The sequence below is a fragment of the Pseudomonas sp. Eqa60 genome (genome assembly GCF_018326405.1).
Classification (GTDB): Bacteria; Pseudomonadota; Gammaproteobacteria; order Pseudomonadales; family Pseudomonadaceae; genus Aquipseudomonas; species Aquipseudomonas protegens.
This window is the reverse complement of sequence record NZ_AP024342.1, coordinates 5,814,766-5,840,034: the sequence shown is the minus strand read 5'-3', so window position 1 is coordinate 5,840,034 and position 25,269 is coordinate 5,814,766. Positions and strand designations below refer to the sequence as shown.

Here is a 25,269-nt window from a genome sequence, read left to right as displayed (position 1 = left end):
CCCCTTCACCGGGCGTTTCAGGCGCTCAGTGGGATATACAGTTCCACCACGCTGTCCGGGTGCATGGGCCCCAGAAAGCGCTCGCCGGTGTACTCGAACTCCACCGCGTCGATGGGCATCAGCCCGGCGGCGGGCAACCACTCGCTGTAGGCGGCGCGAAAGGTTTCCGGCAGGGTGGCCACGCTACCGTGATGCTCGACTCGCGCGTAATGGCGGGCAGGGATTTCCAGCTCCACCATGCCGGGCACCAGGGGCGCGTCGGCGGCGACCGGCAGGCCGGCCACATAACGCCACTGGCCGTCCTCCAGGGGCTGGCAGATGCCATAGGTGCCCACCGGCTCGGCCAGGCGCTGGATCTCCTGTTCCCGAGGTTCGAAACGTTGCCAGAGCTCGGCGATGGTGCCCGGGTCATCCTGCTGCCAGGCCATGCCGATGATCCGCTGCGACGCCAGGAATACCTTCTGTGGTGTCTGCGCGGCTGGGAGTTGGCGCTGCGGCTGGGCCAGGTAGCGCTGCAGATGGCCCAGTACTTTCTGGCTGCGGGCGATCTCGCTTTGCAACTGCCGGGCATGCGCCTGCAGTGACTGCTGCATGTGCAGCACGCTGTCCAGGCCGCCTTGGTCCGCGAGATGGCGGATGTCTTCCAGGGACATGCCCAACTGCCGCAGCCAGACGATGCGCCCCAGGGTCACGATCTGTTCCGGGCTGTAGTAGCGGTAGCCGTTGTCCCGGCCGGTGAGGGCCGGGGTGAACAGGCCGATGCTGTCGTAATGGCGCAGGGTCTTGGTGGTAAGGCCGTGGCAGCGGGCCATTTGTCCGATGGTGAGCATGGAGCGTCCTTGGTGTTGTTGGGATGCGGGGCATGCTGAGCCTTTACCCAGGGGCAAGCTCAAGCCCGGCAGCACGGCTCAGGACGATTTGATCGGCTTGATCAGGCTTTCGGCAGGAATGCCGAACAGCTGGTGCAGTTTCCAGATCATGGGCAGGGTCAGCGCGCGCTTGCCGTTGAGCACTTCGTAGACGCGGTTGGTGCGGCCGATGGCGGGCGCCAGGTCGGCGGCGGACAAGCCGGACTGTTCCATGCGGAACTTGATCGCCTCGATCGGGTTGGGCAGGTCCAGGGGAAACTGCTTGGCTTCGTACGCCTCGATCAGGGTAATCATGACGTCGAAGTAATCGCCTTCAGGTGTTCCGGGCTGCGGTTCGTTGTCGAACAGGGGCGAGACGCTTTTCAGCGCGGCGCGGTAATCCTGGTCGGTGTGGATAGGGCGGATGTTCATGCGGGTTGCTCCATGTCTACGCTGTCGGCATCAATGGCGTCGTACTCTTGGTGAGTGCCCACGAACTTGATGTGCAGCGCACCAAAGCGGTAGGCCACGGCAACGATCAGTCGATACTCGTTGCCCTTGATGTTGAAGACCACCCTGCGGCTTTTGAGAATGCTCGCGTTGCGATATTGGTCCTTGATCTGCGCAGGGTTGGACCACTCGGCATTCCTTGCTTCATCGATCCAGGCCAGCAGAGGCTGTTCTGCGTCCGGGTGCTTTGCCCAGAAGGCCTTCAACTGGCTGACTGCAATAATTCTCATGGCGAGATCCTAGTCCCGTGCTGGGACTTAAACAAGTCGCTGAGTGCGTCAAGCGATGTACGGGCAGATCGCTGGATCTGCCCGCAGAGGCAACGTCGGTTCAGGGACGATCAGGTCATGCAGAGAGCGTGGCGTGCACGTCGTCCATCAGTGCCTTGCCCATCTCTGCCAGGTAGTGTGCCGCCCAAGCATAGCGGTCGCACCGCGGTTCCATGGCTGAATTGCTTTGCCAGATGCAACAGGGTCGAGGCGTGTTCCAGGGCGTCGTTGATCGGCACGTCGGCATTCACTCGAAACAGCGGATGCGAGTGTTCGCCGCAGTGGGAAAAGCGGATTTCACCGAGGGTGGTCAGGGGCGATTGAGTGGTCATCGGGCACCTCCGGTTTTGTGTGACGGGAGGTGTTGGGGAAACAGATTGCAGAAGCAGTTCATGGTCACGACTCCTTGATTCGAAGGACCGTCACCGTCTGCCGCCAAGCAGATCAGGGTGGCGGATTGCGCAGGATTGGCGGACCGGGAATCAAGGAACCGGCGAACCCGAAGGTTCTCCCACGCAACCCGCCATAACGCAGGTATGCGGGCGCAAAAAAAGCGCCTGCATGATTGGTGGGGGCGCTGTTGCGCCTCGATTCTATCAGGCCGCCAAGCCTGTTCGCTGATTTTGCAGCGACGGTCGAACCATAGGTTGGAGTAGGGGGCGTCGCAACGGCATTACTGCGACATTTTGTGAACCAACCCTGTAGCCGCTGCCGCAGGCTGCGAACGACCGGAACGGTCGCAGCGATCTCCCAGGCGCCGAAGGCCCTTCGGTCCTTGTCGCAGCCTGCGGCAGCGGCTACAGAAAGCCCTGTTTCGCCATCTCACTGGTCGCCGCCCAACCCAGCCCCTGATACAGCGGCTTGCCGGCCTCGGTCGCATGCAGCACGGCAAAGCCCAGCCCGCGCTGGCTGAACTCGGCCTCTGCCAGTTTCATCAGCGCCGAAGCCAGGCCGCGCCGCCGGTAGGCCGGTTCGACGTAGACGTTGAGCACGTAGCCGCGTTGATCCTGGGTCGGATGGGAAGGGTGGGGCGGCCAGTCGATGCTCATCAGGCCGATGCTGGCCACGCTCTGCTCGGCGTCCATCAGGGCGAAGCCGTAGTAGCGGCCGTCCTCCAGGCGTTCGCGCAACCAGGGGCGAAAGTGCTCGGTCATCACTTGCAAGGTGGAGAGATCCTTACCCGCATCGAGAAACATCGCCTTGCGATGGCGGCAGATCAGCTCAAGGTCCTGGGGCGTCAGGCGTCGCGGGCTCAGGCCCGTGATATCAAGGTCGGCTGCAATTTCGTTCATCGTCGGTTCCTCGGTGGACAGGGACGATGCTAGGGCAGATCCCCCGGCCGGGTCAGACACAGACCAGCGCAAAATTTTGCATACAGCGCCGTTGTTTCCCGCCCACAAAAAAGGGCCAGCCTCACGGCCAGCCCTCGGGTTCATCCGATTACTCTCAATCCCCAGCGCTTCCCCTTCACGCCGTGGATCGGCGCCGCCGGCCCAGGACGCCTTGCCCTGTGCATCACGCACGCGAACGATGGCCTGGGTGCCGCTGGTCATGTCGATCTCGTTTACCTCATGTCCCTGAGCTTGCAGTGCCTGCTTCAGGGCCGGGCTGAACTGGCCTTTCTCCAGTTCGGTCGGCCCGTTGCGGCTGCCGAAGTTGGGCAGGCCGACGGCGGCTTGCGGGTCGAGGTTCCAGTCGAGCATGCCGACCACCGACTTGGCCACGTACTCGATGATCTGCGAGCCGCCGGGGGAGCCGACGCTGGCCAGCAGTTCGCCGCTGGCGCGGTCGAAGACCAGGGTCGGCGCCATGGACGAGCGGGGGCGCTTGCCCGGTTCGACGCGGTTGGCCACCGGCTGGCCATTTTCCTCGGGGATGAAGGAGAAGTCAGTCATCTGGTTGTTGAGCATGAAGCCCTGGACCATCAGGTGCGAGCCGAACGCCGCTTCCACGGTGGTGGTCATCGATACGGCGCCGCCCAGGTCATCCACCGCCACCACTTGCGAGGTGGAGATGCGCATTGGCGAACGGTCCGGTGCGTAAGCCACCTGGATGCCCTGAGGCTTGCCCGGTTCGGCCTTGCCCATGCTGCGTTCGCCAATCAGGGCTGCGCGTTTGGCCAGGTAGTCCGGGGCGATCAGGCCGGCCACCGGCACGGGCACAAAGTCGCTGTCGGCCACGTACAGGCCACGGTCGGCATAGGCCAGGCGTTCGGCTTCGGCGATCAGGTGTACCGCTTGTGGCGCTGGCTCAAGGCCGGCGGGCAGGCTGGTTTTCTGCGGCTTGAGGTTGGCCAGGGTGTAGCGCGGGTCGCGCTGTTCCAGGGCCTGCAGGGTGCCGAGGATCTGCGCCACCGCCACGCCGCCGGAAGAGGGCGGCGGCATGCCGCACACCTGCCAGCGCTTGTAGTCGCTGCACAGCGGTGCGCGTTCCTTGGCGCGGTAGCCTTGCAGATCGTTGAGCGACAGGCTGCCGGGGTTGGCGTGGCCCTGGACCTTGGCGACGATTTCTGCAGCCACCGGGCCTTTGTACAGAGCGTCCGGGCCTTCCTTGGCGATGCGTTTGAGCACCGCGGCCAGTGGCGGGTTCTTCAGCAAGGTGCCCACGGCTTTCGGCGTGCCGTCGGCATTCAGGAAGTACGCGGCCATGTCCGGCGAGCGCGCCAGGAAAGGATCGGCGCTGATCATGGTGTGCAGCCGTGGCGAGATGGCGAAGCCTTGCTCGGCCAGGCGGATTGCCGGTTCGAACAATTGCGCCCAAGGCAGGCGTCCGTGTTTCTGGTGGGCCATTTCCAGGGCCCGCAGCACGCCCGGGGTGCCCACCGAGCGTCCACCGATCTGCGCCTGGGGGAAGGCCATGGGTTTGCCGTCCGCCTGCAGGAAGAGCTTCTCGGTGGCGCCGGCCGGCGCGGTTTCCCGACCGTCATAAGTGCGCACGGCCTTGCCGTCCCAGAGCACGATCATCGCGCCGCCGCCAATCCCCGAGGACTGCGGTTCTACCAGGGTCAGCACCGCTTGCATGGCAATCGCCGCATCGATGGCCGAGCCGCCCTTGCGCAGCATTTCGCGCCCGGCCTCGGCGGCCAGCGGGTTGGCAGCGGCGGCCATGTGCTTGTCGGCATGGCGAGTCTGCATGTCGGTGCGGTAGCCCGAGGCGATTTCCGGAGCAGCGGGCAGGGTGTTGGAAGAGGGCGGGTTGTGGCAGGCGCCAAGGCTGAGGGCGGCAGCCAGCAGGCTGAAGCCGAGCAGTTGGCGGTGACGGGGAGGGAAGTTCGAGAACACGCGTTGAGCTCCGTTCACAGGGAAATGAGGGGTCGTCCGTGCGGGGGAATGTACAGCAGTGGCGCCGGCAGTTGGACCCGGATGTAGCCCTGGGCAGTTGGCTGGAGTGGGCCATCTCCCCTGTACACAGGGTCGCAGGCAGTCTTTCACCCGGCCGTCGATTGATCTGAGTCAGGGCGGGAGGGGGCGTTGGGTACAGGGTGAAACAAACTATAAGCCTGATGAGGGGACGTCATGCACCGTTGTAAGTGGTTACTTGTTTTCGGATTGCTGTTGGGGGGGAGGTCAGGGGGGAAACGCCAAGCGAACCGATCCAGCCGGTACAGCCGGTGAAGATCACCGATGTGGCCAAGGTGGAGCTGGGCAAGCAGTTGTTCTTCGACCCGCGCCTGTCCAAGTCCGGTTTCATATCCTGCAACTCCTGCCACAACCTGAGCATGGGCGGCAGCGACAACCTGCCCACCTCCATTGGCCACAACTGGCACCAGGGGCCGATCAACTCGCCCACGGTGCTCAATTCCGGCATGAGCGTCGCGCAGTTCTGGGACGGCCGCGCGGCCACGCTTCAGGAACAGGCCGGTGGCCCCATCGCCAACCCGGGGGAGATGGGCTTCACCCATGACCTGGCGGTGGACGTACTGCGTTCCATTCCCCAGTACCGGGCCTCCTTCAAGCATGTCTACGGCGACGACGGCATCAAGTTTGACGACGTGACCAACGCCATCGCTGCGTTCGAAGAAACCCTGGTTACCCCCAATGCGCCGTTCGACCGCTGGCTCAAGGGCGACAAGGCGGCCATCAGCCCCACCGCGCTCAAGGGCTACCAACTGTTCAAGTCCATCGGCTGCGTGGCTTGCCACAACGGCGAGGCGGTGGGCGGTGGCTCATTCCAGAAGATGGGCATGATCGAGCCCTATGTCACCCAGAACCCGGCCCAGGGCGTGGCCGGACTGACCGGCAAGGATGCCGACCGCATGCTGTTCAAGGTGCCGACCCTGCGCAACGTGGCGCTGACCTATCCCTACTTCCACGACGGCGCCTACTGGAAGCTGGAAGAGGCGGTGGACGTGATGGCCCGTCTGCAACTGGGACGCAAGCTGGGTACCGAGGAGGTCAGCCAGATCGTGGCCTTCCTTGAAACCCTGACCGGTGACCAGCCGGACTTCAAGCTGCCGATCCTGCCGCCGTCCTCGGCGCAGACACCGCGTCCGCAGCCGTTCAACTGAGCGAAAAAAACCGCAGCCTGCTGCGGTTTTTCAAGCCCTACGTGCTGGGTCAGCCCTGCCTGGCCCCCGTGGCGCAATTGAATCGGTCATCGATGGGGGCTTGGCGAGCGGGTTCGAAGTAGCCAGGTGTACGAGTGCTATCGGTGCGTTGCCAGCGTTGTGGGTAAGACAGCATCGAGTAGGGCGAGTGGTCCTTGAGCGTCTCGTAGTTCAAGGACAGGTCGATCTGCGCAGCGCCGTGCAGGAGGGGCCCTTCGATCGAAAGGACGGAGCCGGTCAGCCAGGTTCGCTCAGGGCTTTCCAGGTACCTGGGCGCGGTGATGCGCAGCCAGGTACGCCCGGCATCCTGGGAAAAGTACAGGCGCGGCAAGCCGGCCCCGCCCTTGCTGAAGCCCGGTCCTTGGGCAATCGGAATCACCAGGTAGTTGGAGTTGGCAGCATCGATCATCAAGTGCGAACCACGGCCATGCACGGTGATGCCGTTGAATGAGCCAAAGGGTGCAACCGGGGTGTGGATGCCGAGCCGGGTGTCGGTGTAGTGCACCATGTCGCCACTGCTGGCGATGACCGGCGAGGAACCGTTGCAGAGCTTGAAGGTGGTCCGGTCGATCTCGAAAAAGCGTGATGAGTCGATGCGGTAGATGACCCGGCCGGGCAGGTACTGGATCGGCTCGGGAGTGCTGCAGGCCCCAAGTACCCCGCACGAGATCAGCAACAGCAGCTTCCTTGCCCACATGAGAAAACGACTCCTTGTTCCTGCCTGAGTGCAGGGGCTGGCGTTTATGACATCCCTGGGGGCTTGGCGCAACACTGGCCATGGCGGGCCAGCGTTGCGTTGATGTTGCGGCGCCCTGTCAGGGCTTCATCTGCCAGGCCGTCGAGCTGGCCGCGGCCTTGAACTTGGCCCGATTTTCCGGAGTGGCCGGCGGTTCGGAGTCGCCGAAGATCGCCTTCAGCCAATGGCCATCGGTGGGGTTGGGGAAGAGGATGAACTTGCGGCCGAACTGCTCCTTGTCCTCGGTCATCAGGCTGCTGCGCTGCTTGACGTCGGCCACGTAGTACTTGCGTTTGAAGTCGTTGAGGTTGTCGCCCAGCATCAGCACCACGTTGTGGTCCTTGGCGATCTCCTGCTGCCGCGGCTCCTTGTTGGAGCTGTCGCGGTACACCGTCAGGTGCTGCTCATCGGCATAGGGCAGCTGGTTCTTGCGCAGGTTGGCCAGGGCGTATTCGTAGGTCTTTTCGCCCTGGTCGCGGCTGGTGACGTAAAAGACTTCGACGCCCTTGGACTGGGCGTACTTGAGGAACTCCACGGCGCCCGGGGTGGCCACCGGGCCATTGTCCGCGACCCATTTGTCCCAGGCCTCGTCGTCGAAGAACTCCTTGCCCGAATTGATCATGTAGCCCCAGTAGCTGTTGCTGCTGAGCACGGTGTCGTCAACGTCGCTGATGATCGCCAGTGGCCGCTCGCCGGCCTTGTGTTCCTGCAGGGCGCGGTCCAGTTGCAGACGGGCGATGTTGAAGCCCTGGTAGTACAGCGCCTCGAACTCTGCGGCGGTCTGCTTCCAGGCCACGGCGGCGGTCAGCAGGTTGGAGGGCGGGGTAGGAGCCTGCTCGGCGAAGGTTGAGGTACAGGTGATTGCCAGGAGCGAGAACAGCCAGGGAGCGACCGCGGTTCGGGTGATTTTTGTTTTCATTTTCGAGCCCTTGAAGTGAGGATTGCGCAGCTCTCACAAACACTGCCGGAGTGTTCTATCCCAGTCAGTGGCGGTGCTCAATGCGGGTGTCGCGTTTGTGGATCAATGCGGCGTAATCCCCGGTACTTTTTCGCGGGCATAAAAAAACGGCCTACCTTGCGGTAAGCCGTTTTTAGTACTTGGTGGCTACACAGGGACTTGAACCCCGGACCCCAGCATTATGAATGCTATGCTCTAACCAACTGAGCTATGTAGCCAAGTGGCGCGCATTATTCGCTCGGAACGACAATGCGTCAAGCGTTTTTATAAAAAAATTATCTACGCTATCAACCGTTTATCCCTTCCCCCCGAAAATCAGTGGCGATGGGCAGCGCTGGAACCAGCGGCTGGCCTGTTCGTAGGCGTGGGCCAATTGCAGGACGGCGAAGTCGGCCTGGTGCTTGCCGATGATCTGCAAGCCCATGGGCAGGCCGTTGGCATTGAAGCCGGCCTGCACGCTGGCCACCGGGCAGCCGGACAAGGTGCCGGGAATCACCACCTCCATCCAGCGGTGGTAGGTGTCCATGGCCACGCCTTCGATGCTGCGCGGCCAGGGGCTGTTCTTGTCGAAAGGGAAGACCTGGGCGCTGGGCAGCAGCAGGTAGTCGAAGCGTTCGAACAGTTTTGAAATGGCGCGGTACCAGTCGCTGCGGATCACCGAGGCCTCGAACACCTGGCTGGCGGACAGCTTGAGGCCGTTCTCCACTTCCCAGATGGCTTCCGTCTTGAGTTGTGAACGCTTATGCGGGTCGGCATAGGCGCTGCCCAGGGACCCGGCGACCATCCAGTGGCGCAGGGTGCGCCAGCTGCTCCACAGACGCTCGGGGGCGAAGTCGGGGCTGGCCGGTTCGACGCTGCAGCCCAGGCTGCGGAAATCGCCCAAGGCCTTTTCGCAGAGCTCCAGCAGGCCCTTTTCCATTGGCAGGTAACCGTTGAAGTCCCCCAGCCAACCCAGGCGCGAGCCCTTGAAGTCACGTTCCAGCGGGGCGGCGAAGCCCTGGCCGGACTCGGCGATGGACAGCGGCGCCCGTGCATCGCCGCCGGCCTGTACTGACAGCAGCAGGGCCGCGTCGCGCACGCTGCGGGCCATGGGGCCTTCGTAGCCGAGCTGGTCGATGAACAGGTCGCTGCTGTCGTCGAAGGGCACCCGGCCCTGGGACGGGCGGAAGCCGAAGATGTTGTTGAAAGCCGCCGGGTTGCGCAGTGAGCCCATCATGTCGCTGCCGTCGGCCACTGGTACCAGGTGCAGGGCCAGGGCTGCGGCGGCGCCGCCACTGCTGCCGCCGGCGGTCTTGCTCGGGTCATAGGCGCAGCCGGTGGCGCCGAACAGCGGGTTGTAGGTCTGGGAGCCGAGGCCGAATTCCGGGGTGTTGCTCTTGCCGATCAGGATCGCCCCGGCGGCCTTGATCCGTTCCACCATGATGCCGTCGCGCTCTGGGATGAAATCCCGGTACAGCGGCGAACCCAGGGTGGTGCGGATGCCCCGGGTCAGGGACAGGTCCTTGATGGCGTGGGGCAGGCCGTGCATCCAGCCACGGTACTGGCCACGGGCCAGTTCGGCGTCGCGCTGGTCGGCCTCGGCCAGCAGGCTGTCGGCCGGTTGCAGGCTGACCAGGGCATTGACCAGGGGGTTGTAGTGCTCGATGTGGGCAAGGTAGGTCTGCATCACTTCCCGGCAGGAAACCTGACGCAGGCGGATACGCTCGGCGAGTTCATGGGCCTGGAGCAGGACCAGTTCGCTGGGGGGCTTGGCGATCATGGCAGGAGGGCCTTTCAAACGGCTTTGGAAACGCCCCGGCATCCAGGCCGGGGCGGCAGAAGTCAACGCAGCTCAGCGCATCAGGTTGGTCCATAGGCGGTCGGCAAGGCGGATTGCGCCTTCGCCGCAGGTCTGGCTGAAGACCACCTTGGTACCCTCGGGAATGTGCAGCTCGGGGGCGTCCTTCAGGCCGGCGTCGAGGAAGGGTTCGACGCCCTTGATCGGGCTCTGGTGCTTGAGGAAATTCTGGGTCATGGCAGCGTTCTCAGGCTGGCTGAGGAAGGCGATGAAGGCCTTGGCGTTTGCCGGGTTCTTGCTGCCCTTGGGGATGACCATGTTGTCCACCCAGGCCAGCACGCCCTCTTTCGGGTAGAGGTACTTCAGGCCGGGCTTCATCTCCCGGGCGCGCATGGACGAGCCGCCCCAGAACATCGACATGTCGATTTCCCCAGCCGCCAGGTTCTCGCGGATCGCCCCGGCCTTGGAGCTGTAGGTCTTGACGAAGGGCTTCTGCGCCTTGAGCAGGCCAAGGATCTGCTGCATCTGCTTGGGGTCTTCGCTGCACAGCGGAATGTTCAGGTACAGGCTGGCCATGTCGATCACTTCGCTCACCGAGTCGAACATGTTGATCCGCCCCTGCAGCTCCGCTGGCGGCTCGTAGAGCACCTTGTAACTGTCGCTCGGGCCTGTGTAGCGCTCGCCGTTGAGCACCACGCTGGTGGTGCCCCAGATGAAGGGCACCGAGTAGGCGCCTTCCGGGTCCCAGGTCGGGTTCTTCAGGTTGTCGACCACGCTGGCGTAATAGGGCTGCTTGGCCGGGTCGAAGCGCTCCAGCAACTGCTCCTTGATCAGGATCGGGATGAACTGGTGGGAGGGGATCGCCACGTCATAACCGGTGCCGCCCTGTTTCAGCTTGGCCAGCAGGGTTTCGTTGGAATCGTAGGAATCCACCGTGACCTCGATACCGGTCTGCTTCTGGAACTTGGCGAGGATTTCCGGCGAAAAGTAGCCGCTCCAGCTCACGACGTTGAGTTTCTCTGCGGCCTGCACCGCCAGTGGCAGGCTCAGCAACAACGAGGTACCCAGGCTTGCGATCAACTTGCTCATGTCATTTCCCCAAGGTCAGTGGAAGGTTCAAGCGTGTTTCTTGCTCAACAGGTAAGAGAGGCTGACGAACAGCACCGAGACGCCGAGGATCAGCGTCGACACGGCGTTGACGTCGGGTGTCACGCCCATGCGCAACAGGCCGAAGATGAAGATCGGCAGGGTGGTGGTGCCGGCCTGGGACACCATCATCGAGATCACGAAGTTATCCAGGGAGACAATGAAGGCCAGCATCAGCCCGGAGACGATCCCCGGCATCAGCAGCGGCAGAGTCACCTTGCGGAAGGTGCGCCAGGGGCCGGCGTACAGGTCTGCCGCGGCGTGTTCCAGGGACAGGTCCATGTCGTTGAGGCGGGCGCGGATCGGCAAATAGGCGAAGGGGATGCAGAACACCGTGTGGGCGATGATCAGGTTGCCGTAGCCCAGGGACAGCCCCAGGGTGGAGAACAGCGCCAGGGTGGCCACGCCGACGACGATTTCCGGCAGCACCAGGGGCAGCATGATGGCGCCCATGGACAGTTGCAGGCCCTTGAATTTCGCCCCGCGTGAGGTGCCCAGGGCCGCCAGGGTGGCGATGGCGGTGGCCGCCATGCTGGCGCACACGGCGATCAGCAGGCTGTTGCCTGCCGCCTGGCGCAGGGCCTGGTTGGCGAACGCCGCGCGGTACCAGTCGAGGCTGAAGCCGCTCCACACCGTGGCCGACTGGTTGGCGTTGAAGGAGAACACCACCAGCACCAGGATCGGCGCGTAGAGGTACAGGTAGAACAGGAAGCTGAAACCGCCGAAGCCGGGAAAGTCCTGGACACCGAGGCCGTTGCGCTTGAACAGGCGGATCATCATGCACCCTCCTGAAGGGTTTTCTGGCGCTGGGCGCGCAGGGCGTAGACGGTCAGTACCAGCATCACCGCGGCCATCAGCACCAGCGACAGGGCTGCGCCGAAGGGCCAGTTACGGGCATCGCTGAACTGCCGGAAGATCAGGTTGCCAAGCATCATCCGGGTGCCGCCCCCCAGCAGTTCCGGGGCGATCATCGCCCCCAGGCAGGGCACGAAAGTCAGGATCGCCCCGGCGAAAATCCCCGGTTTGGCAATGGGCAGCACCACCTTGCGCAGGGTCCGAATGCGCCCGGCGTAGAGGTCCTGGGCCGCTTCCAGCAGGCGGGTGTCCATCTTTTCCAGGGTGGCGTAGATCGGCAGCACCACGAAGGGCGCGTAGGTGTAGACCAGCCCCAGCAGCACCGCACCGTCGGTGTACAGCAACTGCAACGGCTCGTGGATGATCCCCAGGCCCATCAGGCTGTTGTTGATCACCCCGGTGTTGCGCAGCAGCAGGATCCAGGCGTAGGTGCGGATCAGCAGGTTGGCCCAGAACGGCACGGTGATCAGGAAGATCAGCAGGCCGCGGCGCTGCACCGGTTGCATGGCCAGCCACACCGCCACCGGAAAACCGATCAGCAGGGTGATCACCGTGGTCAACCCGGCGATGCCGATCGAGCGCAGGGCGATCAGCAGGTAGGAATCGGCGAAGGCCAGGCTGTCGTCCAGTTGCCGTTCGAACAGCAGGGAGGTGTAGGCGTCGCTGCTGAACACCTTGTTCACCCCGCCATAGGGGTTGGCTTCCATCAACGAATAGCCGATGACGATAAGGATCGGCACGATCAGGAACAGGCCGATGGCGACCAGGGCCGGGCTGACCCCGAGAAAGCTGCGCAGGGCCTTGCGTCGTTCCAGGTGCTGGGAAATCGAAGAAGCGTGCATGGCGAATCCTCGTGGTCAATCCAGCAGGACGCTGGCGCTGCCGCGTTCGAACAGCAGCCCGGCGCTGCTGCCTACGCTCAGGCGCGGGTGGTGTTCGAGGCTGTTGGGCGTGCGCACGGTGAGGCGCGTGCCGTCGCCGAGGCTGACCTGGTATTGCAGGTCGGTGCCCAGGTAGATCAGCGCTTCGATGCGGCACGCCAGGGCGCCTTGCGAGGCATCACCGCGCATGTGCAAGCGCTCGGGGCGCACCGACAGGGTGACCTGCTGGCCGACCTTGGCGGTGGTGCAGGGTTGCGCCGGCAGCGCCTGCCCGGCGGGCCCGCTGAACCAGGCCAGGCCCGCTTCGACACGGCTGACCGTGGCCGGGATGAAGTTGGTTTCACCGATGAAGTCGGCGACGAAGCGATTGCGCGGCTGCTCGTAGATTTCTTCCGGGCGACCCACTTGTTGCACTTCGCCTTCGGAGAGCACGGCGATGCGGTCGGACAGGGTCAGGGCTTCTTCCTGGTCGTGGGTGACGAAGATGAAGGTGATACCGGTCTTGGCCTGGATGGCCTTGAGTTCTTCGCGCATGGCCTGGCGCAGCTTGAGGTCCAGGGCCGACAGCGGCTCGTCCAGCAGCAGTACCTTGGGGTGGGGGGCCAGGGCCCGGGCCAGGGCGATGCGTTGCTGCTGGCCGCCGGACAGCTGGTTGGGCTTGCGCGCCGCAAAGCGCTCCATCTGCACCAGGGCCAGCATCTCGCGCACCCGCTCGGCGATCTGCGCCTTGCTCAATACCTGGCCCATAGGGCGCGATTCCAGGCCGAAGGCCAGGTTCTCGGCCAGGGTCATGTGGGGGAACAGTGCGTAATGCTGGAACACCGTGTTCACCGGGCGCTCGAAGGGCGGCCGGTCGGCGATGTTCTCGCCATAGAGAAGGATCTCGCCCTGGGTCGGGAACTCGAACCCGGCGATCATCCGCAAGAGGGTGGTCTTGCCACAGCCCGAGGGGCCGAGAAGGGTGAAGAATTCGTTGTCGCGGATATCCAGGTCGATGTTCTTCAGGGCCACCGGGCCGCTGTGTGGATCGCCGTAGACCTTGCGCACTGAACGGATGGACACCGCCAGCGTTTGCAGCGCATGCAGGGCATTCATGCCTTACCTCCGATTCCCCCATGAGCTGTCGTGCAGGCCATGGATCTTGTTTTTCTTGGGCAGGATCGAAATGTGTCGGGTGCGTGGAAAGCTTGTCTTTGCAGGCTTTGCGCGGGTTTTACCGGGTTCTGCTGGGGCTGATTATCAGTGAGGGGTTGCGGGGGGCGAAACATCAATTTTAACATACCGGCTGTTAAAAAAATTAATAGCAAGAGGCGGGCGAAATCATGGTCGAGCAGCGTTTGCCACCGTTGAATGCAGTGCGTGCTTTTGATGCCGCCGCCCGTCTTGGCAGCTATGTCGAAGCCTCCAGGGCCTTGCATGTAACTCAGCCGGCCATTGGCCGCCACGTGAAGCTGCTGGAGGACTGGCTCGGGGTGCAGCTGTTCGAGCGCACGTCCCGCGGCGTGAACCTGACCCCGGCGGGGGAGAAGTACCATCGCAAGATCGCCGCCGCCCTGCAACTGATCATCGAGGCCGGGCGCGAGGTACAGCCCAGGGCCGCCGAGCGCTGGCTGCGGATCATGGTCGTGCCGGGGTTCGCCAAGCGCTGGCTGACCCCGCGCCTGGAGGCGCTGCGCCACGTGCGCCCGGGCCTGAAGTTCGCCATCGAGCCGAACTCGACCTTTAGCGAAGTGGATGCCAAGAGCAGCGACCTGGGGATCGCCTACGGCCTGGACGGGCAATACGCCGAGTCCCGGGTCAGCCTGATCTGCCCCCGGGTGTTTCCCATCTGCACCCCGGCCTACCTGGCCAGTATCGAGGCGATTCGCGAGCCGGCGGACCTGGCCCGCCATGAGTTGATCCACTTCGATGACGGCGAGTGGTGGAACATGTGGTTCGCCGCCAATGGCCTGGATATCCAGCTCACGTCCGACCTGATCTACGTGAACAACGACCATGCGCTTTCGGTGGCGGAAAGCGGCGGTGGTATTGCCCTGGCCAACGAAGTGCTGGTGCGCGAGGAGCTCAAGGCCGGCACCCTGGTGCGGGTGCTGGAAGACCAGGTGCAGCTGGAAAGCTACCGGGTGCTGACCCCGGCCAGCGAGTGGTCGGAGGACGTGGAATGGTTTATCCAGTGGCTCAAGGCCGAGCTGGAAGCGGATTTCCCCGAGGCGCGAATCGGGGTTCGTTAGCAAGCTAATGGGATGGCGCGACTGCACCGAAAAATGGCACATTGACGCACCTGCCCCTGTGCACCCACCCGTTGTACGGAAAATCCTATGGCTAGCAGCAACTCCCCGAGCGTCGCCGCGACGGCTTCCCCGGCTTCGCAAAGCAGTCCCCTGGTCCTGCGCATCATTGGTGCGGTGGCCCTGGCGCACCTGATCAACGACTTGATCCAGGCAGTGCTGCCGGCGATCTACCCGATGCTCAAGGACAGCTACGGCCTGACCTTCACCCAGGTCGGCCTGATTACCCTGACCTTCCAGCTGACCGCGTCGCTGTTGCAGCCCTGGGTCGGCTACTACACCGACCGCCGGCCTCAACCATTCCTGCTGCCGGCGGGAATGATCTGCACCCTGATCGGCATCCTGATGATGTCCCAGGTCGGCAGCTTTCCCTTGATCCTGCTGGCAGCAGCATTGATCGGCATTGGCTCCTCGACCTTCCATCCGGAGGCTTCGCGGGTCGCGCGGCTGGCCTCGGGCGGGCGCTATGGCCTGGCCCAGTCGAGCTTCCAGGTCGGCGGCAATGCCGGCACCGCCTTCGGCCCCTTGCTGGCTGCGGCCATCATCATTCCCTACGGCCAGGGCAATGTGGCCTGGTTCGGCCTGTTCGCGCTGTTTGCCCTGGTGGTGCTGTACGCCATCAGCCGCTGGTATGCCAACCACCTGCGCCTGTACAAGCTCAAGCAGGGCCAGGCGGCGACTCACGGCCTGTCCAGGAACCGGGTGATCAGCGCCCTGGTGGTCCTCGGGCTGCTGGTGTTTTCCAAGTATTTCTACATGGCCAGCTTCACCAGCTACTTCACCTTCTACCTGATCGAGAAATTCGACCTGTCGGTGGCCAGCTCGCAACTGCATCTGTTCCTGTTCCTGGGGGCCGTGGCGGCGGGAACCTTCTTCGGCGGCCCGATCGGCGACAAGATCGGGCGCAAGGCAGTGATCTGGTTCTCGATCCTCGGGGTGGCGCCGTTCACTCTGTTGCTGCCCCATGTCGACCTGTTCTGGACCAGCGTCCTGAGCGTGGTGATCGGCTTTATCCTGGCCTCGGCATTCTCCGCCATCGTGGTGTACGCCCAGGAACTGGTGCCGGGCAACGTTGGCATGATCGCCGGGGTGTTCTTCGGCCTGATGTTCGGTTTTGGCGGGATCGGTGCGGCGCTGCTGGGGCACCTGGCGGATATTCATGGCATCGAGTATGTGTACTACCTGTGCTCGTTCCTGCCGCTGTTCGGGGTGCTGGCGATCTTCCTGCCGCGTACCCGCAAAGCCTGATGGCTTGAGGCGTGCTGGCGATAGAACGCCCGGGGTACTGGCCCCGGGCTTTTTTTTGCCTGGGCTTCAGCCGCCCTGGCGGGTGTGCCCGGTGCCTTGGCGAAAGGCGTTGGGTGTCTGGCCGCCGAGGCGCTTGAAGAAGCGGGAAAAGTAGGTGGGGTCGCTGAAGCCCAGGTTGTCCGAGAGCTGGCTGATGCTGATGTTGGTGTAGATCAGGTTGCGCTTGGCCTCCAGCATCAGGCGCTGGTGGATGATCTGCAGCGCGGTCTGCCCGGCCAGTTCCCGGCACAGGGTATTGAGGTGCACGCTGGACAGGCCGATGCGATGGGCCAGGGCTTCCACCGTCGGGTGCTCCTGGTAATGCTGCTCCACCAGCTTGATGAAGTGCCCCAACAGTTGCTGGTTGCGCTCGCTGCGGTTGCTGGGCGTCACGTTCTGCTGGCGTCGGCGGCTGATCCACACCAGCAGTACGTTGACCAGCGAATGCAGCAGCAGGTCCCGCGCCGAGGCGCTGCCTTCGTATTCCTCCAGCAAGGTCTTGAACAGGCTGTTGAGGCGCTGCCGGTCACGGCCCACCGGGTAGCGCCCGGCCGCGGCCAGGACCGCCAGCGGCGCCCCCAGCTGGCTTTCCAGCTGGGCCACCAGCGGCGCACCCAGGGTCAGCACGTAGCCCTCGATATTCTCGGAAAACTGAAAGCCGTGGACCATCAGCGGCGGCACCACCTGGATGGTTGCTTCGCGCACGTCCTCGCGGCGCCCTTCGACTTCCACCAGGGCCTGTCCGCTTTGCACATAGAGCAGTTGATACAGGTCGGCGTGGCGGTGCGGCTTGATCTCCCAGTGGTGCAGGCTGCTGCGCTTGGGGATGGATTCACAGTGCAGCAGGTCCGGAGTCGGCCAGGCCTGGTTTTCGCCGTAGAGCTTGAATACGGGGATGCTGGAGCGACTGGCTTTCATCGGGCGCGGCCCTGGGGGTGAGGGATTGGAATGCTCGATAATCGAACGCTGTTTTCAAAAGTGCATTTTTACGGCGGTTAATCACCATTTTTTGCGATTTTTGTCGGCAAAAATGCAGGGGTACAACAATAACCATAAATTCCGGATTTCGCCTGCACGGTGACTGGAATGCCCTTATGAGACGACAACAATGAAAACTCAGGTTGCGATTATCGGCGCCGGACCTTCCGGCCTTCTGCTGGGCCAACTGCTGCACAAGGCCGGCATCGACACTGTGATTATCGAGCGCCAGACCCCGGACTACGTGCTGGGCCGCATCCGTGCCGGTGTGCTGGAGCAGGGCACCGTGGACATGCTGCGCGAGGCCGGTGTGGCCCGCCGCATGGACGCTGAAGGCCTGGTCCATGAAGGGGTGGAGCTGCTGATGGGCGGCAAGCGCGTACGTATCGACCTCAAGGCCCTGACCGGCGGCAAGACGGTGATGGTCTATGGCCAGACCGAAGTCACCCGCGACCTGATGGAGGCCCGCGCTGCCTGCGCAGCGCCGATCATCTATTCGGCGGACAAGGTGCAGCCCCATGACATGAAGGGCGCGCAGCCCTATATCACCTATGAAAAAGACGGCCAGCTGCAGCGCATCGACTGCGATTACATTGCCGGCTGCGACGGTTTTCATGGTGTGGCACGCAAGAGCATCCCCGAAGACGTGCTGACCCACTACGAGCGCGAATACCCCTTCGGCTGGCTGGGGCTGCTGTCCGATACCCCACCGGTCAATCACGAACTGATCTATGGGCAGCATGAACGTGGTTTCGTGCTGTGCAGCCAGCGCTCCCTGACCCGCAGCCGCTACTACCTGCAAGTGCCGCTGAGCGACAAGGTCGAGGACTGGTCCGACGAGCGCTTCTGGAACGAGCTCAAGGCCCGTCTGCCAGAAGAGGTGGCGGCTGACCTGGTGACCGGGCCAGCGCTGGAGAAAAGCATCGCGCCGCTGCGCAGCTATGTGGTGGAGCCCATGCAGTACGGCAAGCTGTTCCTGGTGGGGGACGCGGCCCATATCGTTCCGCCTACCGGTGCCAAGGGCCTGAACCTGGCGGCCTCCGATGTGTGCTACCTGTACCGGATCCTGGTCAAGGTCTACCGCGAAGGGCGTACCGAGCTGCTGGAAAAGTATTCCGAACTGGCCTTGCGCCGGGTGTGGAAGGGCGAACGCTTCAGCTGGTTCATGACCAACCTGCTGCACGACTTCGGCGACCGGCAGGATGCCTGGGACCACAAGATGCAGCAGGCCGATCGCGAATATTTCCTCAACTCCCACGCTGGCCTGGTGAACATTGCCGAGAACTATGTGGGCCTGCCTTACGAAGAAATCTGCTGAGCCCACGACCCTGAAGCGACCCGCATGCAGTGGGCCGTTTCAGGGCGCTGCCTGCAACGGGCGGCAAGCCGTAATGTAACAGTGCGGAAACATTCCTATTTATAAATGATATTCATTAGCATTACACTCCGATCCCTCTCTCCCTTGATGCACCATCCGGGTGCATTGAATCGACAAGGATCGTTTGTAATGAAAGTCAGCTCATGCCTGTTCAATTCGCTTCTGCTAAGCGCCGGTGTCGGCCTGCTGGCCCCGCTGGCGCAGGCCGGCGATGCGGTTGAAGAGGCCAAGCCTGCATCGTTGGAACTGGATACCGCCTTTGTCACGGCTACTGGCGGTGCCACGGATCTCAAGGATGCCCCGGCCAGTGTCAGCGTCATCACCCGCGAGGAAATCGAGCGCCAGCCGGTCTATGACCTCAATACCCTGCTGCGCCGGGTGCCGGGGGTGACCGGTGGTTTCGGCCCGGTGGGCGAGCAGTCGAAGATCAAGCTGCGGGGGCTGGACGACAAATACACGCTGATCCTGGTGGATGGCAAGCGGGTCGGCAGTTCCGCGGACCTGAGTTATCGCCGCGACCTGGCGCGCCAGGACCTGAACTGGATCTCGCCGAACATGATCGAGCGCATCGAGATCGTCCGCGGGCCTATGTCGTCGCTGTATGGTTCGGACGCCATGGGCGGGGTGATCAATATCATCACCCGCAAGGTCTCGCGGACCTGGACCGGCTCGGCCAGCACCAATATCACCGTGCCCAAGGATTCCGACCGCGGCCAGACCACTCAGTACAGCGTGAATGCGGCAGGTCCGCTGACGGAGTCCCTGGGGCTGCGCCTGGGGGCCAACGTCACGCGTCGGGCTGCGGATGAGGTAGAGGCGCGGCGCGATGCCCAGGGCGATTTCATGTACGACGATGGCGCGGGCGGCTCCAAGGATCAGAGCGTGAATGCACTGCTGGACTGGCAGATCAACCAGGAGCAGAGCCTGTCCTTCGAGGCGGTGCATGGCGTTGAGCATTCCTGGGCATCAAAGAAGACCTTTGGTGACTGGAACGAGACCGTTGGTGGCGCCTTCGGCCCCAGCCGCCTGACCCGCGACAGCTACATTCTGTCCCATACCGGCGACTGGAGCTTTGGTACCTCGAAGCTCGATGCCTACCTGAACAAGTACCGCAACGACCTTGACCTGGGCAAAGCCAACTCGGAAGAGAAGATCGTCGAGGGCAGCCTGAATATTCCCTTCCAATTGCTGTTGGACCAGCGCCTGACGGTGGGCGGGCAATGGAAGCGTGAAGAGCTGACCAACACCGATACCCTGGGCACGGTACCCGTGGATTATCAGGGCGCGCCGGTCAGTGGCTCGACCTTGAAGGGCGATTACTCGGCGGCCTTTATCGAGGATGAACTGTTCCTGCTGGACAACCTGTCCCTGACCCTGGGCAACCGCTTCGACCACAGCGACAAGTACGGTAACCACAACAGCCCGCGGGCGTATGTGGTCTATCACCCGCACCCGGACTGGACCGTGCGTGGCGGTGTTTCCAAGGGTTTTCGTGCGCCAAGCCTGAAGGAGGGCAGTGCGGGGGCGGCTACCGAATCCGCAGGCCGGGGCTGTGGTTCGTTACGGCCGTTGGGCTATGTCACTGGTAGTTGCTGGATGGCGGGCAATCCGAACCTGACACCGGAAACCAGCACCAACAAGGAAATCGGCCTATCGTTCGACCACGATGGCTGGGAAGCGGGCCTGACCTACTTCCACACCGACTTCACCGACAAGATCGAATACGGCCCGTTGGGCCAGTACCAGGGCCGCTGGTGGACCATGCTGGAAAACGTCGACAAGGCCCGTACCCGTGGCTGGGAAGGCACCGCCCGGGTGCCGCTGGGCGACTCCGTGAACTGGCGCACCAACGCCACCTACATGCTGGAAAGCAAGAACCTGTCCACCGGTGAAGACCTGATCAGTTCACCCAAACTGTCGGCATTCAGTGCGCTGGACTGGCAGGTCACCGACCGTTTGAGCACCGAGCTTTCGGCTCAGCACGTCGGCAAGCAGCGGGGCATGGGCAATGATTTCGTGCAGTCCTACACCACCTACGACCTGACGGCGAACCTGGCGCTGACCAAGTGGCTGACCCTGAATGGCGGCGTGCAGAACCTGCTGGATAAAGACCTGCGGGACGGATCGACCAACTTCTATGTGCCCGGGCGGGCGTTCTTCGCGGGGGCGACCACTTACTTCTGAGGCCGCTGGATGTAGCGGGGGGAATCAGCCCCATTGCCAGGCAATGGGGCTGAAGGGGCATTACACGTTGAAGCGGAAGTGCATCACGTCGCCGTCCTTGACGATGTATTCCTTGCCTTCCAGACGCCATTTACCGGCTTCCTTGGCTCCGGCTTCACCCTTGAACTGGATGAAGTCGTTGTAGGCGATGACTTCGGCACGGATGAAGCCTTTCTCGAAGTCGGTGTGGATCACCGCGGCCGCTTGGGGCGCGGTAGCACCGACACGCACGGTCCAGGCGCGGACTTCCTTCACACCTGCGGTGAAGTAGGTCTGCAGGTTGAGCATTTCGTAGCCGGCGCGGATCACCCGGTTCAGGCCGGGCTCTTCCAGGCCCAGGGCCTCGAGGAACATGTCCTTTTCTTCGCCGTCTTCAAGTTCGGCGATTTCCGCTTCGATCTTGTTGCATACCGGCACCACCATGGCGCCTTCTTCTTCGGCGATGGCCTTGACCACGTCCAGCAGCGGGTTGTTCTCGAAGCCGTCTTCGGCAACGTTGGCGATGTACATCACCGGCTTGGTGGTCAGCAGGTGGAAGCCGCGGATGATCAGCTTCTCATCGGCGCTCATGTCCTTCATCAGGCTGCGGGCCGGCTTGCCTTCGGTGAAGTGGGCGATCAACTGCTCCAGCAGGGCTTTCTGGGCCACGGCATCCTTGTCACCGCCCTTGGCGTTGCGGGCGACTTTCTGCAACTGTTTTTCGCAGCTGTCGAGGTCGGCGAAGATCAGTTCCAGGTCGATGATCTCGATATCGCGCTTGGGGTCGACGCTGTTGGACACGTGGATCACGTTGTCGTCTTCGAAGCAGCGGACCACATGGGCGATGGCGTCGGTTTCGCGGATGTTGGCCAGGAACTTGTTGCCCAGGCCTTCACCTTTCGAAGCACCGGCCACCAGGCCGGCGATGTCGACGAACTCCATGGTGGTGGGCAGCACGCGCTCGGGCACGACGATGGCGGCCAGGGCGTCCAGGCGCGGGTCGGGCATCGGCACGATACCGCTGTTGGGCTCGATGGTGCAGAAGGGGAAGTTCTCGGCCGCGATCCCGGATTTGGTCAGGGCGTTGAACAGGGTGGACTTGCCGACGTTAGGCAGGCCGACGATGCCGCAATTGAATCCCATGGTGTATTCCCCGAGGAGTAGAGTCAGGCCTTCTGGCTGTGCAGGTTTTTCATCGCGCGGTTCCATTCACCGGCGAAGATATCCGGCAGCACGCCGAGGGCAAAATCGATGCTGGCATCGAGTTTTTCCTGTTCGGCGCGTGGCGCACGACCCAGGACAAAGTTTGAAACCATACTGGCAACGCCCGGATGGCCGATGCCGAGCCGCAGGCGGTGAAAGGTATTCTGATTACCGAGCTGCGCGATGATGTCCCGCAGTCCGTTGTGCCCGCCATGGCCGCCGCCGGTCTTGAGCTTGGCGACGCCTGGCGGCAAGTCGAGTTCGTCGTGGGCCACCAGGATCTCTTCCGGCTTGATGCGGAAGAAGCCGGCAAGCGCCGCCACGGCCTGGCCGCTGCGGTTCATGTAGGTGGTGGGAATCAACAGACGAATGTCCTGACCCTGGTGACTGAAGCGCCCGGTCAGGCCGAAATATTTGCGATCGGCGACAAGGTTGATCCCTTGTTTTTCGGCGATGCGCTCAACAAAAAGGGCCCCTGCGTTATGCCGGGTCTGTTCGTATTCGGTGCCTGGATTACCCAGGCCAACGATCAGTTTGATGGCAGTCACGATGGGGGCCCTTCTTTGGAGTGGTGGATGACATCGCCGCAACCGGTGCTACGGCGAAAGTGGACGACAAAAGCTGGGTTGCCTTGCGGCAAACTTCGCGTTCTCGCCCGCTTTCTCGCTACGTTCCAGTCCGCGATGTACTCCGCTTAACTCCCGCGTCAGAGTGAATTACTCTGCAGCGCCTTCTGCAGCTTCTGGAGCAACACGTGGAGCGTGAACGTTGGCTACTGCCAGGTCGTTGCCGTGTGCCAGGGCCACGAATTCAACGCCTTTAGGGGCCTTGATGTCGGACAGGTGAACAATGGTGCCGATTTCAGCGTCAGCCAGGTCGACTTCGATGAATTCAGGCAGGTCTTTGGGCAGGCAGGAAACTTCGATTTCCGCGATTACGTGCGAGATCTCGCCGCCTTTCTTGACCGGAGCAGCTTCGTTGATGAAGTGCACTGGAACGATGGCGGTCAGTTTCTGACCAGCAACCACGCGAACGAAGTCAGCGTGCATCACGTGGCCTTTGGCCGGGTGACGTTGCAGGGCCTTGATCACGACGTTCTGCTTGGTGCCACCAACGTTCAGTTCGATGATATGGCTGTAGGCAGCTTCGTTTTCCAGCAGCTTGGCAACTTCTTTGGCCAGCATGCTGATGGATTCAGGGGCTTTGTCGCCACCGTAAACTACAGCTGGAACCAGGCTTGCGAGACGACGCAGGCGGCGGCTCGCACCTTTCCCCAGGTCGGAACGCACTTCAGCATTCAGAGTAAAATCGTTCATGTTGTATCTCCAAAATAACCACACTCGCCCCAGCGTTTGCGACCAGCGCTAAAGGCGATATGGGCAAAAAAGCCCCGTCCCAACACAGGTTGGGACGGGGCGCTTTTCGTCATCGGGATGTTCTGCCAGGGACGGGCCCTAGCGGAACATCGCGCTGATCGATTCTTCGTTGCTGATACGGCGAACCGCCTCGGCAACTACCGGTGCGATATCCAGTTGACGGATACGCGCACAGGCTTGTGCTGCAGCGGACAGCGGGATGGTGTTGGTCACCACCAGCTCGTCCAGCACGGAATTTTCAATGTTCTCGATGGCCCGACCCGACAGCACAGGGTGTGTGCAGTAGGCAAAGACCTTGGCTGCGCCATGCTCTTTCAGGGCCTTGGCCGCGTGGCACAGGGTGCCGGCGGTATCGACCATGTCATCGACCAGAATGCAGGTGCGTCCTTCGACGTCGCCGATGATATGCATCACTTCGGAGTGATTGGCTTTCTCACGACGCTTGTCGATGATCCCGAGATCAACGCCCAGGGACTTGGCCACGGCACGTGCACGCACGACGCCGCCAATGTCCGGGGACACGATCATCAGGTTTTCGAAACGCTGATCTTCGATGTCATCCACCAGAACCGGGGAGCCGTAGATGTTATCTACCGGAATATCGAAGAAGCCCTGAATCTGGTCAGCATGCAGATCAACCGTGAGAACACGGTCGATGCCGACTACGGTGAGCATGTCAGCGACGACTTTCGCGCTGATAGCCACACGTGCGGAACGCGGACGGCGATCCTGACGGGCATAACCAAAATAAGGAATAACAGCAGTGATACGAGTAGCTGAGGAACGGCGGAAGGCGTCGGCCATCACCACGAGTTCCATCAGGTTATCGTTGGTCGGAGCGCAAGTCGGCTGAATAATGAAGACGTCTTTACCGCGGACATTTTCATTGATCTCGGCAGTAATTTCGCCGTCGGAAAATTTTCCAACAGAGATGTCACCGAGAGGGATATGCAGCTGACGTACGACACGCCGAGCCAGATCGGGGTTAGCGTTCCCCGTAAAGACCATCATCTTGGACACGCGCAGTACCTGAAGGCTGAGGGTATACCTGGATGAGTATAGGAAAATGGCAGGGGCGGCTGGATTCGAACCAACGCATGGCAGGATCAAAACCTGCTGCCTTACCGCTTGGCGACGCCCCTGTATCTGTTGCTTCGAATGCCTGGCACTCGGTTCCTTTAGAGCAGACTTTGCAGCTTGCGATGCAACATCGAAACGTTGCTTCCTTTGGCTACAAACCCTGTAAGGGTCTCTGTAAGAAGGGCCGAGACTTTATCAGCTTCAGCTTTGCTTGGGAAGCCCCCAAACACACAACTTCCAGTTCCAGTCAGTTTTGCTTCGGTAAATTTACCTAGCAAATTCAATGCGTTACGTACTTCTGGATAACGCCTTGCGACTACCGGAAGGCAGTCGTTTCTGCTGTTTCCCTTGGGAACGGGGCGCACTTTAATGGGCGCGGTGTTCCGTGTCAACAAAGGATCTGAAAAAATTTCTGCTGTACTAACAGACACTTGCGGGACCAGTACCAGATACCAGGGTTCTTCGGGATATTCAGGGGTCAGTTTTTCCCCCACACCTTCGGCGAAGGCAGCATGCCCGCGGACGAAAACCGGAACATCGGCGCCCAGGGTCAGCCCCAGTGCAGCCAGTCGGTCTTCGTCCCAGCCCAGTTGCCACAAGTGATTGAGGCCCAGCAGGGTGGTGGCGGCATTCGAACTGCCGCCGCCGATGCCGCCGCCCATGGGCAGGACCTTGTCGATCCAGATGTCGATGCCCTGGGTGCAGCCCGATTGTTCCTGGAGTTTCTTCGCCGCCTTGACGATCAGGTTGCTGTCGTGGGGCACGCCTTCGAATACGGTGTGCAGGCGAATCACGCCGTCATCGCGCAGGGCGAAAGTGATTTCATCGCCGTAGTCGAGAAACTGGAACAGGGTCTGCAGCTCGTGATAGCCATCTTCACGGCGACCGAGGATGTGCAGCATCAGATTGAGTTTGGCCGGGGAGGGCAGGGTCAGTTTTTCCACGGACATT

At 62.3% G+C, this 25,269-nt stretch carries 22 protein-coding genes, 2 tRNA genes and 2 pseudogenes; 5 read left to right on the top strand and 21 right to left on the bottom strand.

Annotation, left to right across the window (positions count from 1 at the left end):
• Positions 1-17: 17 nt before the first annotated feature.
• The 6 genes and pseudogenes from KI242_RS26415 to ggt form a co-directional block, all read right to left on the bottom strand.
• Positions 18-830 carry a MerR family transcriptional regulator gene (locus KI242_RS26415; RefSeq protein WP_015637008.1) on the bottom strand — a complete coding sequence of 271 codons (813 nt, stop codon included), beginning with the start codon at positions 828-830 and terminating at the stop codon, positions 18-20.
• A 78-nt stretch (positions 831-908) separates the two neighbouring features.
• Positions 909-1,280, bottom strand: a complete 372-nt coding sequence (locus tag KI242_RS26410; protein ID WP_041119869.1) for a helix-turn-helix domain-containing protein — start codon at positions 1,278-1,280, stop codon at positions 909-911.
• Positions 1,277-1,588: a type II toxin-antitoxin system HigB family toxin gene (locus KI242_RS26405; RefSeq protein ID WP_212805678.1), complete on the bottom strand. Its 312-nt coding sequence runs from the start codon at positions 1,586-1,588 to the stop codon at positions 1,277-1,279. Before KI242_RS26405 ends, KI242_RS26410 begins: the two co-directional genes overlap by 4 nt.
• A 115-nt stretch (positions 1,589-1,703) precedes the next feature.
• Positions 1,704-1,959, bottom strand: a pseudogene (locus tag KI242_RS26400) (DUF3077 domain-containing protein).
• Positions 1,960-2,424: 465 nt separating this feature from the next.
• Positions 2,425-2,919, bottom strand: a complete 495-nt coding sequence (locus KI242_RS31925) for a GNAT family N-acetyltransferase (protein WP_280517152.1) — start codon at positions 2,917-2,919, stop codon at positions 2,425-2,427.
• Between the two features lie 159 nt (positions 2,920-3,078).
• A pseudogene (gene ggt / locus KI242_RS26395) lies at positions 3,079-4,908 on the bottom strand (gamma-glutamyltransferase); the annotation flags it as partial.
• A gap of 329 nt (positions 4,909-5,237) precedes the next feature.
• On the opposite strand from ggt, the gene KI242_RS26390 reads away from it, so the two are divergent.
• A complete protein-coding gene (locus KI242_RS26390) occupies positions 5,238-6,134 on the top strand; it encodes a cytochrome-c peroxidase (RefSeq protein WP_280517138.1) in 897 nt (298 codons plus the stop codon).
• Positions 6,135-6,183: 49 nt separating this feature from the next.
• Here the strand turns inward: KI242_RS26390 and KI242_RS26385 are convergent, their stop codons facing one another.
• The 8 genes from KI242_RS26385 to KI242_RS26350 all read right to left on the bottom strand — a co-directional run bounded on the left by KI242_RS26385 (position 6,184) and on the right by KI242_RS26350 (position 13,621).
• On the bottom strand, positions 6,184-6,870 hold the full coding sequence (locus KI242_RS26385) for a hypothetical protein (protein WP_053160028.1): 687 nt from the start codon (positions 6,868-6,870) through the stop codon (positions 6,184-6,186).
• A 118-nt stretch (positions 6,871-6,988) separates the two neighbouring features.
• Complete coding sequence (locus tag KI242_RS26380; protein ID WP_212805676.1) at positions 6,989-7,828, bottom strand: 5'-nucleotidase, lipoprotein e(P4) family; 840 nt, start codon at positions 7,826-7,828, stop codon at positions 6,989-6,991.
• A 180-nt stretch (positions 7,829-8,008) separates the two neighbouring features.
• Positions 8,009-8,085, bottom strand: a tRNA-Met gene (locus KI242_RS26375).
• A 77-nt stretch (positions 8,086-8,162) separates the two neighbouring features.
• Positions 8,163-9,626 (bottom strand): amidase, encoded by a 1,464-nt coding sequence (locus tag KI242_RS26370; protein WP_212805675.1) that lies wholly within the window; start codon positions 9,624-9,626, stop codon positions 8,163-8,165.
• A gap of 72 nt (positions 9,627-9,698) precedes the next feature.
• Positions 9,699-10,733: an extracellular solute-binding protein gene (locus KI242_RS26365; RefSeq protein WP_041119860.1), complete on the bottom strand. Its 1,035-nt coding sequence runs from the start codon at positions 10,731-10,733 to the stop codon at positions 9,699-9,701.
• 27 nt (positions 10,734-10,760) lie between these two features.
• Positions 10,761-11,570: an ABC transporter permease gene (locus KI242_RS26360; protein WP_015636986.1), complete on the bottom strand. Its 810-nt coding sequence runs from the start codon at positions 11,568-11,570 to the stop codon at positions 10,761-10,763.
• Positions 11,567-12,487, bottom strand: coding sequence for an ABC transporter permease (locus KI242_RS26355; RefSeq protein ID WP_194237160.1), 921 nt, complete (start codon positions 12,485-12,487; stop codon positions 11,567-11,569). The genes KI242_RS26360 and KI242_RS26355 overlap by 4 nt, the downstream gene beginning before the upstream one ends.
• 15 nt (positions 12,488-12,502) lie before the next feature.
• Positions 12,503-13,621, bottom strand: coding sequence for an ABC transporter ATP-binding protein (locus tag KI242_RS26350; protein WP_212805674.1), 1,119 nt, complete (start codon positions 13,619-13,621; stop codon positions 12,503-12,505).
• 227 nt (positions 13,622-13,848) lie between these two features.
• Between KI242_RS26350 and KI242_RS26345 the strand changes: the two genes are divergently transcribed.
• On the top strand, positions 13,849-14,757 hold the full coding sequence (locus KI242_RS26345; protein ID WP_011063418.1) for a LysR substrate-binding domain-containing protein: 909 nt from the start codon (positions 13,849-13,851) through the stop codon (positions 14,755-14,757).
• An 87-nt stretch (positions 14,758-14,844) separates the two neighbouring features.
• Positions 14,845-16,062: an MFS transporter gene (locus tag KI242_RS26340; RefSeq protein WP_011063417.1), complete on the top strand. Its 1,218-nt coding sequence runs from the start codon at positions 14,845-14,847 to the stop codon at positions 16,060-16,062.
• A 66-nt stretch (positions 16,063-16,128) separates the two neighbouring features.
• Here KI242_RS26340 and KI242_RS26335 read toward each other — a convergent pair whose 3' ends face one another.
• Entirely contained in the window at positions 16,129-17,019 is an 891-nt protein-coding gene (locus tag KI242_RS26335) for a helix-turn-helix domain-containing protein (RefSeq protein ID WP_015636982.1), read from the bottom strand.
• A gap of 190 nt (positions 17,020-17,209) precedes the next feature.
• Between KI242_RS26335 and pobA the strand changes: the two genes are divergently transcribed.
• The gene (gene pobA, locus KI242_RS26330) at positions 17,210-18,397 is read left to right on the top strand and encodes a 4-hydroxybenzoate 3-monooxygenase (RefSeq protein ID WP_053160021.1); all 1,188 of its coding nucleotides are present in this window, start codon (positions 17,210-17,212) and stop codon (positions 18,395-18,397) included.
• A gap of 189 nt (positions 18,398-18,586) precedes the next feature.
• Positions 18,587-20,641, top strand: a complete 2,055-nt coding sequence (locus KI242_RS26325) for a TonB-dependent receptor (protein ID WP_053153765.1) — start codon at positions 18,587-18,589, stop codon at positions 20,639-20,641.
• Between the two features lie 60 nt (positions 20,642-20,701).
• Here KI242_RS26325 and ychF read toward each other — a convergent pair whose 3' ends face one another.
• From ychF to ispE, 6 genes are all read right to left on the bottom strand, one after another.
• Positions 20,702-21,802: a redox-regulated ATPase YchF gene (gene ychF / locus KI242_RS26320; protein WP_015636980.1), complete on the bottom strand. Its 1,101-nt coding sequence runs from the start codon at positions 21,800-21,802 to the stop codon at positions 20,702-20,704.
• Positions 21,803-21,825: 23 nt separating this feature from the next.
• A complete protein-coding gene (gene pth / locus KI242_RS26315; protein ID WP_011063412.1) occupies positions 21,826-22,410 on the bottom strand; it encodes an aminoacyl-tRNA hydrolase in 585 nt (194 codons plus the stop codon).
• Between the two features lie 168 nt (positions 22,411-22,578).
• On the bottom strand, positions 22,579-23,178 hold the full coding sequence (locus KI242_RS26310; RefSeq protein ID WP_011063411.1) for a 50S ribosomal protein L25/general stress protein Ctc: 600 nt from the start codon (positions 23,176-23,178) through the stop codon (positions 22,579-22,581).
• A gap of 138 nt (positions 23,179-23,316) precedes the next feature.
• Entirely contained in the window at positions 23,317-24,258 is a 942-nt protein-coding gene (locus KI242_RS26305; RefSeq protein WP_003171603.1) for a ribose-phosphate pyrophosphokinase, read from the bottom strand.
• A 47-nt stretch (positions 24,259-24,305) separates the two neighbouring features.
• Positions 24,306-24,380, bottom strand: a tRNA-Gln gene (locus KI242_RS26300).
• Positions 24,381-24,416: 36 nt separating this feature from the next.
• Positions 24,417-25,268, bottom strand: a complete 852-nt coding sequence (gene ispE / locus KI242_RS26295; protein ID WP_103289283.1) for a 4-(cytidine 5'-diphospho)-2-C-methyl-D-erythritol kinase — start codon at positions 25,266-25,268, stop codon at positions 24,417-24,419.
• Position 25,269: the final 1 nt, after the last annotated feature.